Source organism: Terasakiella sediminum, from assembly GCF_033100395.1.
GTDB lineage: Bacteria > Pseudomonadota > Alphaproteobacteria > Rhodospirillales > Terasakiellaceae > Terasakiella.
This window is the reverse complement of the sequence record NZ_JAWLVJ010000006.1, coordinates 1-14,880: the sequence shown is the minus strand read 5'-3', so window position 1 is coordinate 14,880 and position 14,880 is coordinate 1. Positions and strand designations below refer to the sequence as shown.

Genomic DNA, 14,880 nt, shown 5'->3' with positions numbered 1-14,880 from the left:
CGTAATGGCCCTTATTTCGTTTATTGTTTAAAGAAGCCCCCATTGCACTTACTTCTTCTCATCCAGCTGACGCGACAGGATGGCGCCAAATTCACCGGAAAAACTGTCCAGGCGCCCGGCATAACGATCCAGATCACGTGACAATTTGTTATAAGCCACAACAGCCGGAATGGCCGCGACCAGACCAAGGGCTGTCGCAAACAGGGCTTCAGCAATACCGGGAGCCACAACGGCCAGGCTTGTGTTTTTGGAACTGGCAATTGCGGTAAAGGCATTCATGATCCCCCAGACGGTCCCGAACAGGCCAATGAAGGGTGCGGTTGAACCGGTGGACGCTAAAAACGTCATGCTCTTTTCAATGCGGTCCATTTCACGAACCACCGTGATCTGCATCACCCGGTCGATGCGTTCCTGCAGACGGGTGCGCAATGAATCACTGCTGGCATCGCGTGATTTTGCCTGTGATCTGCGCCATTCGCGCATGGCAGTCACAAACACGGCAGACATCGGGTCTTCAGGGTTGTTGCCTTGTGCGTCATAAAGCTGATCCAGAGATTGACCAGACCAGAATTTATCCTCGAACTTGTCAGCCAGCTTGTTCAGTTTGCGCAGGCGGAAATATTTATCCAGAATAATTGCCCAACACCAGATAGAAGCCAGCAACAGCCCCACCATCACCGACTGTACAATAATGTCAGCGCGCAAAAACAGACCCAACATTGACAAATCAGGACCTGTGAGCGAGCCTGCCTGTAAAGCGACATCAACCGCGTTATTTTCCATCTTTTTTCCCTAACATATCATTGAAAACATTCCGAACGGCTGTCGGAATGGGCACGGGACGGCCTTCTAGGTGAATACAAGCTACCTTAACTTTTACAGAAACTAAAGTCTCTTCATCGCGTTTGATGACTTGTTCCATTTCAAGGGACGCGCCGCCCAGCTTGGACAGGCGCGTATGGACATGCAACAGATCATCCAGCTTGGCAGGTTTGCGATAATCGGCTTCGGCGCGGCGCACTGCAAAGGCAATGCGATCATTTTCCAGCAACTCTGACTGTTTAATATTGAAATGACGTAAGAATTCCGTGCGTGCACGTTCTGCAAATTTCAGATAATTGGCGTAATATACGATCTCACCTGAATCAGTATCTTCATAATAAATGCGGATGGGAAAGATGAACGTTTCCCCGTCCATGCGGCCTTCAGTCATTAGTATCCACTTTCTTTAACAAATCCATCTGCGCAGCTTCGCGTCCCTTTGGGGCATCCAGCCCCAAATGACGGTACGCGCTTTCAGACAGCATCCGTCCACGCGGTGTGCGCATCAGCAAACCCTGCTGGATCAGATAAGGTTCGATTACTTCTTCAATGGTATCGCGCTGCTCTGAGAGGGCGGCGGCCATGGTTTCAACCCCGACCGGGCCACCACCATAGTTTTCGCAGATACATTTAAGATAACGGCGATCCATTTCATCCAGTCCACGATGATCCACTTCCAGACGGTTCAACGCCCCATCGGCACAAGCCGCATCCACCGGATCAACACCTGCCACCAGCGCAAAGTCACGCACCCGGCGCAACAAACGCCCTGCCACACGCGGCGTTCCACGCGCACGTTTGGCCACTTCATTCGCGCCATCGGGTGTCATGCTCATATTCATAATTGAAGCCGCACGCGTCACGATTTCTTCCAGTTCATCCACTTCATAGAAATTCATGCGCAATGGAATACCAAAACGATCGCGCAGTGGTGTGGTGATCAGACCTGATCGGGTCGTTGCCCCAACCAAGGTGAATGGTGGCAAGTCAATACGCACAGAACGCGCCGCCGGGCCTTCGCCAATGATCAAATCCAGCTGAAAATCTTCCATCGCCGGATAGAGTACTTCTTCAATCGCCGGGTTCAGACGGTGAATTTCGTCGATAAACAGAACGTCATGGGGCTGAAGGTTCGTCAAAAGCGCAGCCAAATCCCCTGCCTTGGCGATCACAGGACCGGAGGTCGCACGAAAACCAACGCCGAGTTCACGCGCAACGATCTGCGCCAATGTGGTTTTACCAAGACCGGGCGGTCCATAAAACAACACATGATCCATGGCATCGCCACGGGCCTTGGCCGCTTCCACAAAGATGCGCAGATTTTCACGCACTTGCTTCTGACCGATAAATTCTTCCAGCGCGAGAGGGCGGATCGAATTTTCCGGGCTGTCTTCAGGGTTACGTTCAGCCGAGACCATGCGTTCTTCATCTTCGTACATAGTCAAACCTCGCCATTCCCGCGAGCCGAAGGCCACCGCCAGGTAAACGGGAACCTAGTTTATCGTTGTTCTGGGTCCCCGCTTTCGTGGGGGTGACAACAGAGCTATCCATCACAATATCGACAATTCCTTCAACGCTTCACGGATCAGATCATCCAGGCTGCCATTACCACCCAACGATTTATTGGCTTTGGAAACAGCGGCCAAAGCATCGCTTCGGCCATACCCCAGGTTAACAAGCGCAGAAGCAGCTTCGGCAGGGGCACCCCCAAATGATCCACCACCAGATGCAGGCGCTGAACCACTTTCGCCTTCACCCGCAGAGGACAGAACCATCCCGCCTGCCTTGTCTTTCAGTTCCGTCAGAATACGGGTTGCAACCTTCGGCCCGACCCCATTGGCACGGGTCAGGGCTTTTTTATCCTGTGCCGCGATCGCATGAACGATATCTTCTGCAGACAAAGCAGATAAAATCGCCAGACCAACCTTGGCCCCAACGCCCTGCACCGTCGTCAGAAGCTTGAACCAGTCACGTTCGCCCGCATCGGCAAATCCATAAAGGTGAATATGATCCTCACGCACATGGGTTTCGATCAGCAATGATGTCGCTTCACCCGCTTTTGGCAGTTTCGCAAGCGTCTTGCCGGAACAGAATACCAGATAGCCGACACCGTTTACATCAATGACGACCCAGTCTTCGCCAACGCTGTCCACCAGCCCTTTAAGTTTGGCAATCATGAGAATGTCCCCCATTTATCCGGTGTGTTGCGATGCTGGGCATGGCAGATAGCAACAGCCAAAGCATCAGCCGCATCGGCAATTTCAATCTTCGCTGTGGGTAAAAGCGTCTTGATCATCATCTGGACCTGTTCCTTGGCCGCATGCCCGGTACCCACCACAGTCTTTTTGACCTGATTGGGTGTATATTCAAACACAGGTAGACCAGCTCGCGCCGGCGTCAGCATAATGACACCACGGGCTTGGCCAAGTTTCAGGGTTGAATTGGGGTTTTTGTTGACAAAAGTTTCTTCTACAGCTGCTTCGATAGGGCCGAAACGTTTAATCACCATTTCGACCCCTTCATAAAGCTGGTTCAATCTTTCTGCCAATGACAGTTTGGCATCGGTTTTCACCGCGCCGTCGGCCACGTGGGTCATACGGTTGCCATCGATATCGATAATCCCCCATCCGGTGATCCGTAATCCCGGGTCCAACCCCATGAGCCGCATAGATTAGCCTGCCAGTTCTGCCATGATTTCGTCAGACGCATCCATATTGGTAAAGACGTCCTGAACGTCATCCAGGTCTTCCAGTGCTTCCACCAGACCCATCAGGCTTTCTGCTTTGTCTTTGTCAACTTCAGTTGTGTTGGTCGCTTTCCAATCAAGCGAAGCGCCTGTAGAATCCCCAAACTGTTTTACCAGTTGATCCAGAACCGCGTGCAGCTCGTCCGGCTCACATGAAATTTCATGCGCATCATCTGTTGTTTCAACGTCACTTGCACCGGCTTCAAGGGCCGCTTCAAACATCGTATCTGCATCTGCGGCATCCAGCCCGTATGTGATCAGACCGCGACGTTCAAATGAAAAGGCAACAGAACCTGTCTCACCCAGGTTACCGCCACGTTTTGTGAACGTGGAACGCACATCAGAAGCTGTACGGTTTTTGTTGTCCGTCAGACATTCAACAATCACTGCGACGCCACCAGGGCCATAGCCTTCGTAACGCATTTCAGTGAAGTTGGCACCGTCTGTATCACCAGAACCTTTTTTGATCGCCCGTTCGATATTGTCTTTCGGCATGGATGCGCCTTTGGCGGCAGCAATCGCGGTACGAAGACGTGGGTTCATATCCGGATCAGGCGTGCCCATCCCGGCAGCAACCATGATCTCTTTGGAAAGTTTGGCAAATTGTTTGGCACGCTTTTTATCTTGCGCGCCTTTGCGGTGCATAATGTTTTTAAACTTGGAATGGCCTGCCATGATCCTACATCTAATCCTTAATTCTTCTTTGGAAAATGATGAGATTAATTCTCTGTTTCCTGTCTTAGCACATGTTCCCTACAACAAACAACGCACAGCTTGTAACAAACGTCATTTTTCCTTAGACTGATGAAACTTAATGACAGGTCATTCTTCGGTTGAACTTTAGAATAATTAAAACAATTTCGTCGTACTTTTTGTACTATTCTGTCACAAAACGGACATTTTTAACTACCCGAAACGTGACCAGTGGTGTAAGAATTTAAGCATAAATCTAACTTCCCGATACCCATTTGCACAATAGCGGAAATGCAAAAAAGAAGGTAAACAGGGGGGGGAGCTACCAATAGATCGGAAAAAGATATATGTCTCTGTCGAAAGTCAAATTCTCAATCAGCACGAAAATTCAGGCACTCGTGCTCTGTCTTGTTGCGGCTGGCTTCCTTGCTGAATACGCCGTAAGCAAATATTCAGCCTCGGAAGTGAAAAAAGAAACCGACCAGATGGTCATTCAGATTGAAGAAATCATCGCTGACAAAGACAAGCTGATTGATACGCTTCTGGATAAATCCCTCAACGACGGGGAAAGCCGCCTGAGTGCAGAACAGGATAAAGAAAACCTGATCGCACAACGTGACTTCTCCATCGAAAAATCCCACCTGTCCGGGGTTCGTGACGGCATGTCCGAAGTCATTCTGACACTGATTAATTCTGCGATGATGGGCGGGGAGGCAGAACAAGCCGACACCATGATCGAAACCGTGCTGGAAAATGATGAAATCGCAGCCGTCAATCTGTGGCGCACGAACGGTCAGCGCGCATTCAGAGACAACGCGACCATTGATCAAATCAACACTTTTATGGATGACCCGGAAGCTTTTGCGCGTCGCGACAACGAAGAAGTCGAAATGATCGCCGAAGAACGTGCTGCCACCCTGAAAGATATCGTCACCAAACATAAAGACGGCCAGCCCACCCACGACATCACGCTGAACAGTGAAATCGAAGGGGATGAAGACAAGCCACTGCCTGTTGTTTATTCCTATTTCGTCCTGGAAAATGCAGAAGACTGTCAGGGCTGTCATGAAGCAACTGGCGAACCCCGCGGTGTCCTGGAAATTGCTGTTTCGCGCGAAAAGCTGATCAAACAGGAAAAGAAAGTCGCAGAAACCCAGAAAAAACTTGCCGAAGAACAGAAAAAACAAGTTGCTGAACTGCTCGTCCTCGCTCAACAGGCCCGGAACGACAAAGTCAAAACGTCCAAAGAGATTGAAGCAAAACTTCATGGTGCGCAGGACGAATTGGCCGAAACGCAGGATTCTGCAAGCACAAGCTTTATCGTTGCCAGTATCGCATTCTTCGTCATCCTTTCCGGCATCATGACGGTTACCTTCCGTTTCACCCTGACCAATCCGATCACTAAGATGACCGAAAACATGCATGAACTGGCAACGGGGAACCTGAAGGTCAAAATCCTGGAAGGTGAACGCAACGACGAAATTGGCGAGATGGCTGATGCCTTGCGGATCTTCCGCAAAAATGCCGAAGAGGTTGAAACCCTTCGCGAAGAACAAGAAGCCGCCCAACGTCACGCAGAAGAAAAACAACGTGCCGTTCTTCATAAAATGGCCGATGATTTCGAAGCAAATGTCAGTGGCGTTGTTGAAGCCGTTGATAACGCAGCCCAAAACATGCAGACCACCGCACAAGGTATGTCGGCAACGGCATCCGCCACATCTGATCAGTCCAGCGTTGTGGCTTCTGCTGCCGAACAGGCAACCAACAACGTTCAGACCGTAGCTTCTGCTTCTGAAGAACTTTCTGCCTCTATTGGTGAAATTTCCCGCCAGGTGGAAACATCTACGGCCATCGCACAAAACGCCGTGCAGGAAGCAAGTCAGGCGAGTGAAACCGTTCAGGGTCTGTCATCTGCCGCAGATAAAGTGGGCGAAGTCGTTCAGCTGATTACATCCATTGCCGAACAGACCAACTTACTTGCCCTAAACGCAACGATTGAAGCGTCCCGTGCGGGTGAAGCCGGTAAAGGCTTTGCGGTTGTGGCCAGTGAAGTTAAAAACCTGGCTGACCAGACATCGCGTGCCACAGCAGAAATCGCTGAACAGATCGAAGCCATGCAATCCGCCACAGGCAATGCGGTTCAGGCCATTCAGGGCATCACCCATACCATCGACAGCATGAACGATATTTCTTCCAGTATCTCCATCGCTGTTGAAGAACAGGGGGCCGCCACAACTGAAATTTCCAAAAACGTACAGGAAGCAGCCAACGGCACGCTGGAAGTGACCAACACCATTGAAAGCGTAAGTATTGCTGCTGCTGAGACCGGTAATGCGTCAAACATGGTGCTGTCCGCTTCGGATGATCTGGGGACACAGGCAAGCGCCTTGAAAGATGTGGTTTCCCAATTCCTCAAACAGGTACGTAACGGCTAAGCTTTTACGGGCAAATCAAAAAAAAGGGTCAACTTCGCAAAGTCGGCCCTTTCTTTTTGTTTCATTTGAACCTAAATAGCCCCCATGGAACAGTCTAAAACACATCTCGATGCGATTGCCATGGGAATCCTGCTTGTCTGCTGTATCAGCTGGGGCCTGCAGCAAATCGCCGTTAAATGGATCATTGCTGATATTTCACCGGTGATGCAGGCCGCCTTGCGCTCAACCATCGCCAGCGTGTTGATCGCTTCCTTGATCAAAGTGCGCGGCAAAAAGATTTTTGAAAAGGACGGAACCCTGTGGTGGGGCATCGGTGCTGGTCTTTTGTTTGGCGGGGAATTCATGCTGATCTATTGGGGGCTGGAATTCACCAACGCATCACGTGCTGTCGTGTTTTTATATATCGCACCTTTTGTGGTCGCTATTGGATCGCAAATCCTGTTCCCCAGTGAAAAGCTGAACCGCCTGCAGTTTGCAGGGCTTGCCTGTTCTTTCCTGGGGCTGATCGTCGCCTTTGGAGAATCTTTAAGCCTGCCGGATGAGACCATGCTGATCGGTGATATGATGCTGATTGTGGCCGCTGTTCTGTGGGGTGCAACCACCCTGTTGATCAAGGCGGGACCCTTGGCAAAAACGCCACCCAGCAAGACTTTGTTTTATCAGCTATGTGTTTCTGCCGTAATGTTGTTTATCGGCACATATCTTTTGGGTGAACCGGGTATTATCCGCTTAAGCGAAGCTGCTATCTACAGCATGATTTATCAAACCGTGTGGGTTGCAGCCATGACCTATACTTTCTGGTTCTGGCTGATTAAACACTATCCGGCACCGAAGCTGTCATCTTTCAGTTTCTTAACACCTTTGTTTGGCGTCTTTGCAGGGATTATTCTTCTGGATGAACCGCTCACCGTATCCCTGATAATCGCCATGTGTCTGGTCGCAGCCGGGATTTATCTGGTCAACCGACCTCAGGCATAATCGAAATCAAACGTCCGCCGATACGCACCGGGCAGATGAATGTCGCAAGGCCGGTTGCATCATCGGTTTCCACATAAGCCCCGCAAAGCGTTGCTTCACCTTTTGCAGGTTCCAGCCGACCTTTTTTACCCGGATTGGCGAAACGATCTATAGGCACTTCTTTTTCCATGCCGATGACACTGTTATAATCGCCGCACATACCCAGATCAGTCTGATAGGCTGTGCCATTTGGCAAAATCTGCGCATCGGCAGTGGGCACATGGGAATGCGTCCCTGCCACCAAAGAAACCTGCCCATCCAGAAAATGTCCCAACGCCATTTTTTCACTGGTGGCTTCGGCATGGATATCAACCAGACCTGCATGAAAGTCTTTGCCCATCTGCAGATTTTCCAATGCTTCACGAATGCCTTTAAAGCCATCTTCCAGTGGTGGCATAAACAGGCTGCCCATCACTTGTCCGACCAAAAACTTGCGCCCGTCAGGCAAATCATAAATATTCAGGCCCTTGCCCGGTGTACCTTCGGGGTAATTGATCGGGCGCAGCAGGCGGGGTTCGTCATCGATGAAGTTCATGACCTCGCGCTGATCCCAGGAATGGTTGCCAAGGGTGATTACATCCACGCCATGGTCATAAAAGCTGTTGCAGATTTTCTGGGTAATGCCAAAGCCATGGGCCGCATTTTCCCCGTTTACAATCACAAAATCCAGGTTCAGGCGTTCACGCAGTTTGGGGATATTTTCCAAAATGGCCGCACGACCACTTTTGCCCATCACATCACCGCAATATAGAAAACGCATATCTGATCCTTTTTATTTGTTCTTACATTGGATAACCCGTGTCGGGGTGACAATCCAGTCCATTTTCTGATCAAATGTATCCATCGGCACGCTTTCGACCTGCTGTTCATCATAAGCAATCCCGATCCGCCGGGCTTTCAGACCTGCCAGCGTGCGGTCATAATAGCCCCCGCCAAATCCAAGCCGCCCGCCCGTTTCATCAAAGGCTAACAAGGGCACCAGCACCGCATCCGGTGTGATTTCTGCGCCATGGGCGGGATGAAGCGTGCGATGGGGGCCATCTTCCAGTTCATCCCCCTCTTTCCATTGTCTGAAAATCAACGGCGATGCTTTTTTAACCACAACGGGCAAGGCACAGGCTACACCCTTTTCATCCAGGGCAGCAAACAATGGGCGGATATCCAGTTCCCCCGCCATAGGCCAATATCCGGCCACGCAGACAACCGATGACAAATCCCCCTTTGCCAAGATTAGGTCCGTATCCAGCGATGGGGTTGAAAGTATTTTGCGCAAGGCCAGCATGTCGCGTCGCAAGTTTGCTTTTTGTGACGAAATATCTGACACACATGCCTCATAACAAAAGAAAGAAGAGTGAAGCCGCAACAGCCGTGACGTTTACTAGGTCCACCATAGGCCTGCCTTAACAGGTGGGCGCCGTGTAATTACCCCAGGAGGCAAACAGGGACAGCTCCCTATGGTATCAATTATGGCCCCGGGGACTCATGAACGCCTACTGAACTTCGCAGCCTCACAACGGCTATATAATCAAGCCGGGATCAAAAGTCACGTATCTTCTTGCATAGAATCTTCTTCTGGCTGATCTGCCTGATCACCCGCTTGGCTGTCATCCAGATTTTCTGCAATCAATGTAATGCGTTGGGCCAGACGATCCAGTTTCTCTGCCAGCAGTTCGTCCTTGCGATCGCGAAGGGCAGCATTATGTTCGACCTTGTAATTTTCCAGCTCATCATTTTTTTCGCTAAGCTCATCTGCCAGCAAAAGACTGGTCATCACCATCAAACGGGCATCACCCAACTGTCCAACAGCGGCAGCCAGTTGACGAACCCGGTCATCAACGTACCGACCAAGGCGCGAGAGCTGGGCTTCCTGACCTTCATCGCAGGCGATTTCATAGCGACGTCCATTAATGGTTACGGATACAGAAGCCATCAGTCTTCCTCCAATACTTGCTGGACGTTGCCGATCAGCTTTTCCAGACGGGCGGAAAAATCGCTATTCATGGTTTTCAGGCTATCGTTCTTGTTCTTCAGCGTTTCATTCTCTGTCTGCAGGACATCGATTTTATCGCTTAAATGATCAAGCTGCGTGTCGTAATCCGCTTCACTATGGGCCGATAACGCTTCTGAAAGAGCAAGATTATCCTGCTTCAAACCATCAATTTGGGCCTGAAGGGTTTCAACTTCCGAAGCATCCACCTTATCAGATTGCGACTCGCACGCCGATTGCAGCCGCTCAACTGCAGCTTCAAGCCGTTCATATGCCGACAAAATCCGTGGTGATAGTTGCGCAGAACCCAACGAGGACACGTTCGATCGCCCTTTAATGCTAGAAAACCAAGATCAGACGCTGTTCATCAAACAGCCCCTGCCCTTTAGGTAATGACAAAAAAACAGCATCAGGGCAAGGGCGAAGGCTCAACAAAATCATAAAAGACCCGTTAATCGGTTTTTTAATAGGTCCCCCTTCAAACCCATGATATGAAATCCCTCACCATTTTCGTCTTTTAAAGGATTACCACGTGCCTGCTGAACTTTATCTGATCACGCCACCCAAAATTGATCTGCCCACTTTCAGTGAGATACTGGCCGCCACACTGGATGCGGGCGAGGTTTCCTGCGTGCAGCTGCGCCTGAAAGACGTCAATGATGATGTAATCAAACAGGCATGCGAAACCCTTCGCCCCATCGTGCAGGACCGCGACATTGCCTTTGTGCTAAACGACCGCCCGGATATCGCAAAAGAATTTGGTTGTGACGGCGTGCATGTGGGTCAGGAAGATACCCCGTATAAAAAAGCACGCGAAATCATGGGCAAGGACGCCATTGTCGGGGTCACCTGCCACGATTCAAAACATCTGGCGATGATTGCGGGCGAACAAGGGGCAGATTACGTCGCCTTTGGGGCTTTCTATCCCACCCAGACCAAAGAAGCCAAATCAAAGGCAGAGCCCTGGATTCTGGAATGGTGGTCAACCATGTTTGAAGTCCCGTGCGTTGCTATCGGCGGGATTACTGCAGAAAACGCTGCCCCGCTTGTGGAAGCAGGGGCTGATTTTCTCGCAGTAAGTGGTGGCGTTTGGGATCACGCCGATGGTCCGGAAAACGCGGTCAAACTGTTCAACAGCCTTTGAAAAAAGCGTAATTGCAAAAAAGCGAACTTCCTGTTAGGTTGCGCGCCAAATTCAGATATTTGATTTCAGGAAGATGAGATTATGAAAATCAACGGTAACGAAATTCGCCCCGGTAATGTGATCAACCACAAAAATGCACTGTGGCGTGCAGTTAAAATTCAAGCAGTTAAACCTGGTAAAGGTGGCGCCTTTGCGCAAGTGGAACTGAAAGACATCCGCGTTGGTACAAAACTGAACGAACGTTTCCGTGCTTCTGAAACTGTTGAGCGCGTAACACTGGAACAAAAAGAATATCAGTTCCTGTACGGTGACGGCGAGTTGCTGACATTCATGGATCAGGAAACATACGAGCAAATCGAAGCCAACCGCTCCCTGCTGCTGGAAGAACAGGCACCTTACCTGGTTGATGGCATCACAGTGACCATCGAAACTTACGAAGGCGAAGTTCTGGGCATCACCCTGCCAGAAAAAATGACGTTTGAAATCACAGAAGCCGATGCGGTTGTCAAAGGCCAGACACAGTCTTCTTCTTACAAGCCTGCTGTTCTGGACAACGGCGTGAAAATCCTCGTACCCCCGCACATCGAAGCAGGCACACGTGTTGTTGTCAACACAATGGAAGGCACCTATGTAGAACGCGCCAAAGACTAAGCGCTATCTTCATAGATAGAATACCAAAGGGCCGCCTTTATGAAGGGCGGCCCTTTTTTTGTTTTGTTCCCGTGTCCCGGCCTTCGCCGGGGAACAGGGTTAACCCATCACGTGGTAACCTGCAAAGTGCGCCATTTTCATCAATCGTCATCAGGCGTTTTTTCAGTCTTTTTTATGCCTGCGGTGATCCAGCCTCCAAAACCAGACGTAATGAGAAGATAATTTCGCTCTACTTTAAATTTTAAAGAGGCTCAAGATGTCACGCTGTTTAAAATGCGACCAGTTACCGACGCTCGGCCAAGGACTCCTCAGTGTCTTCTTGTGGCCTCCCTTAGGTCACACCTTAGGTAAAATTAAATCCATCGTTCGGCATCTGGACAATTACCAGGTGATCGACGGCGGCATCAGCTTCTCGCTAGATAGTCAGATCATGCCCGCAATGATCAAAAAATTAAATGAGGGCTTAAGCAGAAGCGAAAAACACGACACGAACTGCCTGGTATTTGAAGGATTAAAAACGCCTAGCCTTGCAGATTTCAGCTGCGTTACCAATCTCCAGAAAATGGCTGGACTTTACAGTGCCAGCTGGCTTTTGGATATTCTGGCCACCCGTCGAATGACCTCTCACTTTCAGCCTATTGTATATGCGCAAAGACAAAACCTGCCTTTTGCACATGAATGTTTGTTGCGTTGGCACGATCAGGAAGGCAACTTAAATCCCCCTAGTCAACTCTTTAAAACTGCAGAGGAAGCTGATCTGATTTTCCAACTTGATCGTGCTGCTCGTGAAATACATATCCGTAGCGCCCATGAAAAAGCAGTTAGTACCAAGGTTTTTGTAAATTTCGCCCCAACAGCAATTTACGATGCAGACAACTGCTTGCGTTCAACTTTCGAAATCATTCGCGAAATCGGTATCGATCCGTCTCAAATCGTCTTTGAAATTGTTGAAACAGAACGTATAGACGAACCGGATCACATGAAATCTATTTTATCAACTTATCAATCGCATGGTTTCAAGGCCGCACTTGACGACTTGGGATCAGGCCATTCCACATTAAACATGCTTGGGGCCTTAAAACCGGACTATGTGAAACTGGATATGGAAATGATCCGCAATGTTCATAAAGACCGTTTCAAATCAGAATTGGTGCGCAAGATTGTTGAGCTTTCTCACAATTTTGGCATTGAAGTGATCGCAGAAGGCATTGAAACCAAAGAAGAGGCTGCATGGCTCGTTAGTCAGGATGTTGACTATATGCAGGGATTTTACTTTGCAAAACCGCAAGAGCATCCACGCGAAATACTGGATCGTCGCGCAACAGCCTGACACGCAAAACCAATTGAGTTTTGTGTATCAGGCCACTTTCACCTTACTTAGCTTCAACCCATCACGTGATAACCCGCATCAATATAAGTCGTGTTCCCGGTAATGGAACGTGCTTCATTGCTGCACAGGAACCCGCAAAGTGCACCGATTTCATCAATCGTTACCAGGCGTTTTTCAGGTGCTTTATCCTTGGCGGCTTCCATCAATTCATCAAAACGATCAATCCCGCTGGCAGCCCGCGTCAGCAATGGGCCGGGTGACACACTATGGACACTGATCCCCTTTGGCCCCAGTTCTGCCGCCAGATATTTAGCAGACGATTCCAACGCCGCTTTTACCGGACCCATCAGGTTATAATGTTCAACCACTTTTTCTGATCCGTAGAAGCTGATGGTGATCAAGGTTCCATTACCTGCTTTTTCCATCAGTGGTTCGGCATATTTGGCGATCCGGATGAAGGAATGACACGAAACGTCCATCGCAAGCGAAAACCCTTCGCGCGTTGAATCGACCACACGGCCGTGCAGGTCTTCACGTGGTGCAAAGGCAATAGAGTGAATAACGAAATCAAGGCGCCCCCATTTTGCATCGATCTCTTCGAAAACAGCCTTTAGCTGACCTTCCTCACGCACGTCACAGGGCATGAACAAGGGGGCGTGCAGATTTTCCACGATGGGCTCCACAAAGGGACGCCCCTTTTCATTTACATATGTAATGGCAACATCCGCCCCCATGGCGCGCACTGCCTTGGCCGCACCATAAGCGATAGAATGTTCATTTGCGATCCCGATGATGAGACCTTTTTTTCCTTCAAGTGAAAACATGACAGAGAGCCTTTTATCCATAAAAACTTTATGGAGACAAACTACTCCAAGTTTTGTGTGCGGCGCAAAATAAATCATGTGAAATTTTCATTAAGTTACTATAACCAAATAAAGAAGTCCCGATCACAGCCAGCGTGCACATGCGTTGTTACAGTTTAAAGGCAAATCACTTCTTGCATCTTTGTGCCAAAAACGTTAAACCCTCGCCTTCGCTTCTGCAATAAAGTGACAGAGGCGTGAATTCTGCTCCTTGAACTTTATATACGGTGATGTCATGGCTGTTCGCTCTGCCAATCTAAATGTGATGGATAAAGCTATTGAAGCTGCCTCACGTGGTCTTCTTCGCGATTTTGGCGAATTGGAAAATCTTCAGGTTTCAAAGAAAGGGCCGGGCGACTTCGTAAGTACCGCTGACACCCGTACAGAAAAAATCCTCATCAAAGAATTAACCAAGGCACGCCCTGAAATCGGCTTCTTGCTTGAAGAAGGCGGCGAGCTTAAAGGTGAAGACGAAACCAAACGCTGGATCATCGACCCATTGGACGGCACCACAAACTTCCTGCACGGCATCCCGCATTTTGCGATTTCTGTTGCCCTGGAAGAAAATGGTGAGATCACCACAGGCATGATCTACAACCCGATCACAGATGAAAAATTCTGGGCAGAAAAAGGCAATGGCGCGTTCCTGAATGGTCGCCGCCTGCGCGTTGCTGGACGTCGCACGATGGAAGATGCGATTTACGCAACAGGTATTCCTTTCCGTGGCCGTGGCGACCATGGTCGTTTCCTCGTGGAACTGGAAGAAATTATGAAAGTTTCTTCGGGCGTGCGCCGCTTTGGCGCGGCTTCTCTCGACCTCGCCTTCGTGGCGGCTGGTCGTTATGACGGTTTCTGGGAATCTGATCTTTCCCCATGGGATATTGCAGCCGGTATCATTCTGGTCAAGGAAGCCAAGGGTTATGTTTCAGAATTTGACGCCCGCCAGAATATGCTGAAATCAGGCAACATCGTTGCCGGGAACGAATTCCAGCACAGCCTGATGCTAAAAGCTTTCCGCGATGCGCGTCGCAAAAACCGATAAGCAACGCAGCTAAATCAAGAAAAAAGGCCCGATCTTAATGATTTGGGCCTTTTTTTGTGTTCTGACCCGTCCTGAAATAAGTTGACAGATTGGAGACTTATTATGGGAAACAAAGAAAACAAGCGGGTTAAGCGCACACAGCGTGATTAT

Annotated in this window: 17 protein-coding genes and 1 other RNA gene; 6 read left to right on the top strand and 12 right to left on the bottom strand. The window is 49.6% G+C overall.

What is annotated here, in order from left to right; genetic code table 11:
* Positions 1–48: 48 nt before the first annotated feature.
* From tolQ to RYZ26_RS05850, 6 genes are all read right to left on the bottom strand, one after another.
* On the bottom strand, positions 49–783 hold the full coding sequence (gene tolQ / locus RYZ26_RS05875) for a protein TolQ (RefSeq protein ID WP_317682235.1): 735 nt from the start codon (positions 781–783) through the stop codon (positions 49–51).
* Positions 773–1,213 (bottom strand): tol-pal system-associated acyl-CoA thioesterase, encoded by a 441-nt coding sequence (gene ybgC / locus RYZ26_RS05870; protein ID WP_317682234.1) that lies wholly within the window; start codon positions 1,211–1,213, stop codon positions 773–775. Before ybgC ends, tolQ begins: the two co-directional genes overlap by 11 nt.
* Positions 1,206–2,261, bottom strand: coding sequence for a Holliday junction branch migration DNA helicase RuvB (gene ruvB, locus RYZ26_RS05865; RefSeq protein ID WP_411576851.1), 1,056 nt, complete (start codon positions 2,259–2,261; stop codon positions 1,206–1,208). The genes ybgC and ruvB overlap by 8 nt, the downstream gene beginning before the upstream one ends.
* Positions 2,262–2,372: 111 nt before the next feature.
* Positions 2,373–2,999, bottom strand: a complete 627-nt coding sequence (gene ruvA, locus RYZ26_RS05860; protein WP_317682232.1) for a Holliday junction branch migration protein RuvA — start codon at positions 2,997–2,999, stop codon at positions 2,373–2,375.
* Positions 2,996–3,490, bottom strand: a complete 495-nt coding sequence (ruvC, locus tag RYZ26_RS05855) for a crossover junction endodeoxyribonuclease RuvC (RefSeq protein ID WP_317682231.1) — start codon at positions 3,488–3,490, stop codon at positions 2,996–2,998. The genes ruvA and ruvC overlap by 4 nt, the downstream gene beginning before the upstream one ends.
* Positions 3,491–3,493: 3 nt before the next feature.
* Positions 3,494–4,243 (bottom strand): YebC/PmpR family DNA-binding transcriptional regulator, encoded by a 750-nt coding sequence (locus RYZ26_RS05850; protein WP_317682230.1) that lies wholly within the window; start codon positions 4,241–4,243, stop codon positions 3,494–3,496.
* A 365-nt stretch (positions 4,244–4,608) separates the two neighbouring features.
* On the opposite strand from RYZ26_RS05850, the gene RYZ26_RS05845 reads away from it, so the two are divergent.
* Both RYZ26_RS05845 and RYZ26_RS05840 read left to right on the top strand, forming a co-directional pair.
* On the top strand, positions 4,609–6,696 hold the full coding sequence (locus RYZ26_RS05845; protein ID WP_317682229.1) for a methyl-accepting chemotaxis protein: 2,088 nt from the start codon (positions 4,609–4,611) through the stop codon (positions 6,694–6,696).
* An 84-nt stretch (positions 6,697–6,780) separates the two neighbouring features.
* Entirely contained in the window at positions 6,781–7,674 is an 894-nt protein-coding gene (locus RYZ26_RS05840) for a DMT family transporter (RefSeq protein WP_317682228.1), read from the top strand.
* Here RYZ26_RS05840 and RYZ26_RS05835 read toward each other — a convergent pair.
* From RYZ26_RS05835 to RYZ26_RS05815, 5 genes are all read right to left on the bottom strand, one after another.
* Positions 7,655–8,473, bottom strand: coding sequence for a TIGR00282 family metallophosphoesterase (locus tag RYZ26_RS05835; protein ID WP_317682227.1), 819 nt, complete (start codon positions 8,471–8,473; stop codon positions 7,655–7,657). The two genes, RYZ26_RS05840 and RYZ26_RS05835, sit on opposite strands and share 20 nt — an antisense overlap.
* A 12-nt stretch (positions 8,474–8,485) precedes the next feature.
* Complete coding sequence (locus RYZ26_RS05830; protein WP_317682226.1) at positions 8,486–9,037, bottom strand: 5-formyltetrahydrofolate cyclo-ligase; 552 nt, start codon at positions 9,035–9,037, stop codon at positions 8,486–8,488.
* Between the two features lie 26 nt (positions 9,038–9,063).
* A non-coding RNA gene (gene ssrS, locus RYZ26_RS05825) (6S RNA) lies at positions 9,064–9,225 on the bottom strand.
* 31 nt (positions 9,226–9,256) lie between these two features.
* Complete coding sequence (locus RYZ26_RS05820; protein WP_317682225.1) at positions 9,257–9,643, bottom strand: cell division protein ZapA; 387 nt, start codon at positions 9,641–9,643, stop codon at positions 9,257–9,259.
* The gene (locus RYZ26_RS05815) at positions 9,643–10,020 is read right to left on the bottom strand and encodes a hypothetical protein (protein WP_317682224.1); all 378 of its coding nucleotides are present in this window, start codon (positions 10,018–10,020) and stop codon (positions 9,643–9,645) included. Before RYZ26_RS05815 ends, RYZ26_RS05820 begins: the two co-directional genes overlap by 1 nt.
* Positions 10,021–10,232: 212 nt before the next feature.
* On the opposite strand from RYZ26_RS05815, the gene thiE reads away from it, so the two are divergent.
* From thiE to RYZ26_RS05800, 3 genes are all read left to right on the top strand, one after another.
* On the top strand, positions 10,233–10,844 hold the full coding sequence (thiE, locus tag RYZ26_RS05810; protein ID WP_317682223.1) for a thiamine phosphate synthase: 612 nt from the start codon (positions 10,233–10,235) through the stop codon (positions 10,842–10,844).
* 81 nt (positions 10,845–10,925) lie between these two features.
* The gene (gene efp / locus RYZ26_RS05805; protein ID WP_465245932.1) at positions 10,926–11,495 is read left to right on the top strand and encodes an elongation factor P; all 570 of its coding nucleotides are present in this window, start codon (positions 10,926–10,928) and stop codon (positions 11,493–11,495) included.
* Between the two features lie 256 nt (positions 11,496–11,751).
* Entirely contained in the window at positions 11,752–12,825 is a 1,074-nt protein-coding gene (locus RYZ26_RS05800; protein WP_317682222.1) for an EAL domain-containing protein, read from the top strand.
* A gap of 53 nt (positions 12,826–12,878) precedes the next feature.
* Here the strand turns inward: RYZ26_RS05800 and fabI are convergent, their stop codons facing one another.
* Positions 12,879–13,649, bottom strand: a complete 771-nt coding sequence (fabI, locus tag RYZ26_RS05795; RefSeq protein WP_317682221.1) for an enoyl-ACP reductase FabI — start codon at positions 13,647–13,649, stop codon at positions 12,879–12,881.
* Between the two features lie 274 nt (positions 13,650–13,923).
* Here fabI and RYZ26_RS05790 point away from each other — a divergent pair, with 274 nt between their 5' ends.
* Positions 13,924–14,730, top strand: coding sequence for an inositol monophosphatase family protein (locus RYZ26_RS05790; RefSeq protein WP_317682220.1), 807 nt, complete (start codon positions 13,924–13,926; stop codon positions 14,728–14,730).
* Positions 14,731–14,880: the final 150 nt, after the last annotated feature.

What these genes read in the sequence shown, in the direction of transcription:
- tolQ (WP_317682235.1), bottom strand. Translation starts at nt 783, where the DNA reads ATGGAAAATAACGCGGTTGATGTCGCTTTACAGGCAGGCTCGCTCACA.
- ybgC (WP_317682234.1), bottom strand. Translation starts at nt 1,213, where the DNA reads ATGACTGAAGGCCGCATGGACGGGGAAACGTTCATCTTTCCCATCCGC.
- ruvB (WP_411576851.1), bottom strand. Translation starts at nt 2,261, where the DNA reads ATGTACGAAGATGAAGAACGCATGGTCTCGGCTGAACGTAACCCTGAA.
- ruvA (WP_317682232.1), bottom strand. Translation starts at nt 2,999, where the DNA reads ATGATTGCCAAACTTAAAGGGCTGGTGGACAGCGTTGGCGAAGACTGG.
- ruvC (WP_317682231.1), bottom strand. Translation starts at nt 3,490, where the DNA reads ATGCGGCTCATGGGGTTGGACCCGGGATTACGGATCACCGGATGGGGG.
- RYZ26_RS05850 (WP_317682230.1), bottom strand. Translation starts at nt 4,243, where the DNA reads ATGGCAGGCCATTCCAAGTTTAAAAACATTATGCACCGCAAAGGCGCG.
- RYZ26_RS05845 (WP_317682229.1), top strand. Translation starts at nt 4,609, where the DNA reads ATGTCTCTGTCGAAAGTCAAATTCTCAATCAGCACGAAAATTCAGGCA.
- RYZ26_RS05840 (WP_317682228.1), top strand. Translation starts at nt 6,781, where the DNA reads ATGGAACAGTCTAAAACACATCTCGATGCGATTGCCATGGGAATCCTG.
- RYZ26_RS05835 (WP_317682227.1), bottom strand. Translation starts at nt 8,473, where the DNA reads ATGCGTTTTCTATATTGCGGTGATGTGATGGGCAAAAGTGGTCGTGCG.
- RYZ26_RS05820 (WP_317682225.1), bottom strand. Translation starts at nt 9,643, where the DNA reads ATGGCTTCTGTATCCGTAACCATTAATGGACGTCGCTATGAAATCGCC.
- efp (WP_465245932.1), top strand. Translation starts at nt 10,926, where the DNA reads ATGAAAATCAACGGTAACGAAATTCGCCCCGGTAATGTGATCAACCAC.
- RYZ26_RS05800 (WP_317682222.1), top strand. Translation starts at nt 11,752, where the DNA reads ATGTCACGCTGTTTAAAATGCGACCAGTTACCGACGCTCGGCCAAGGA.
- fabI (WP_317682221.1), bottom strand. Translation starts at nt 13,649, where the DNA reads ATGTTTTCACTTGAAGGAAAAAAAGGTCTCATCATCGGGATCGCAAAT.
- RYZ26_RS05790 (WP_317682220.1), top strand. Translation starts at nt 13,924, where the DNA reads ATGGCTGTTCGCTCTGCCAATCTAAATGTGATGGATAAAGCTATTGAA.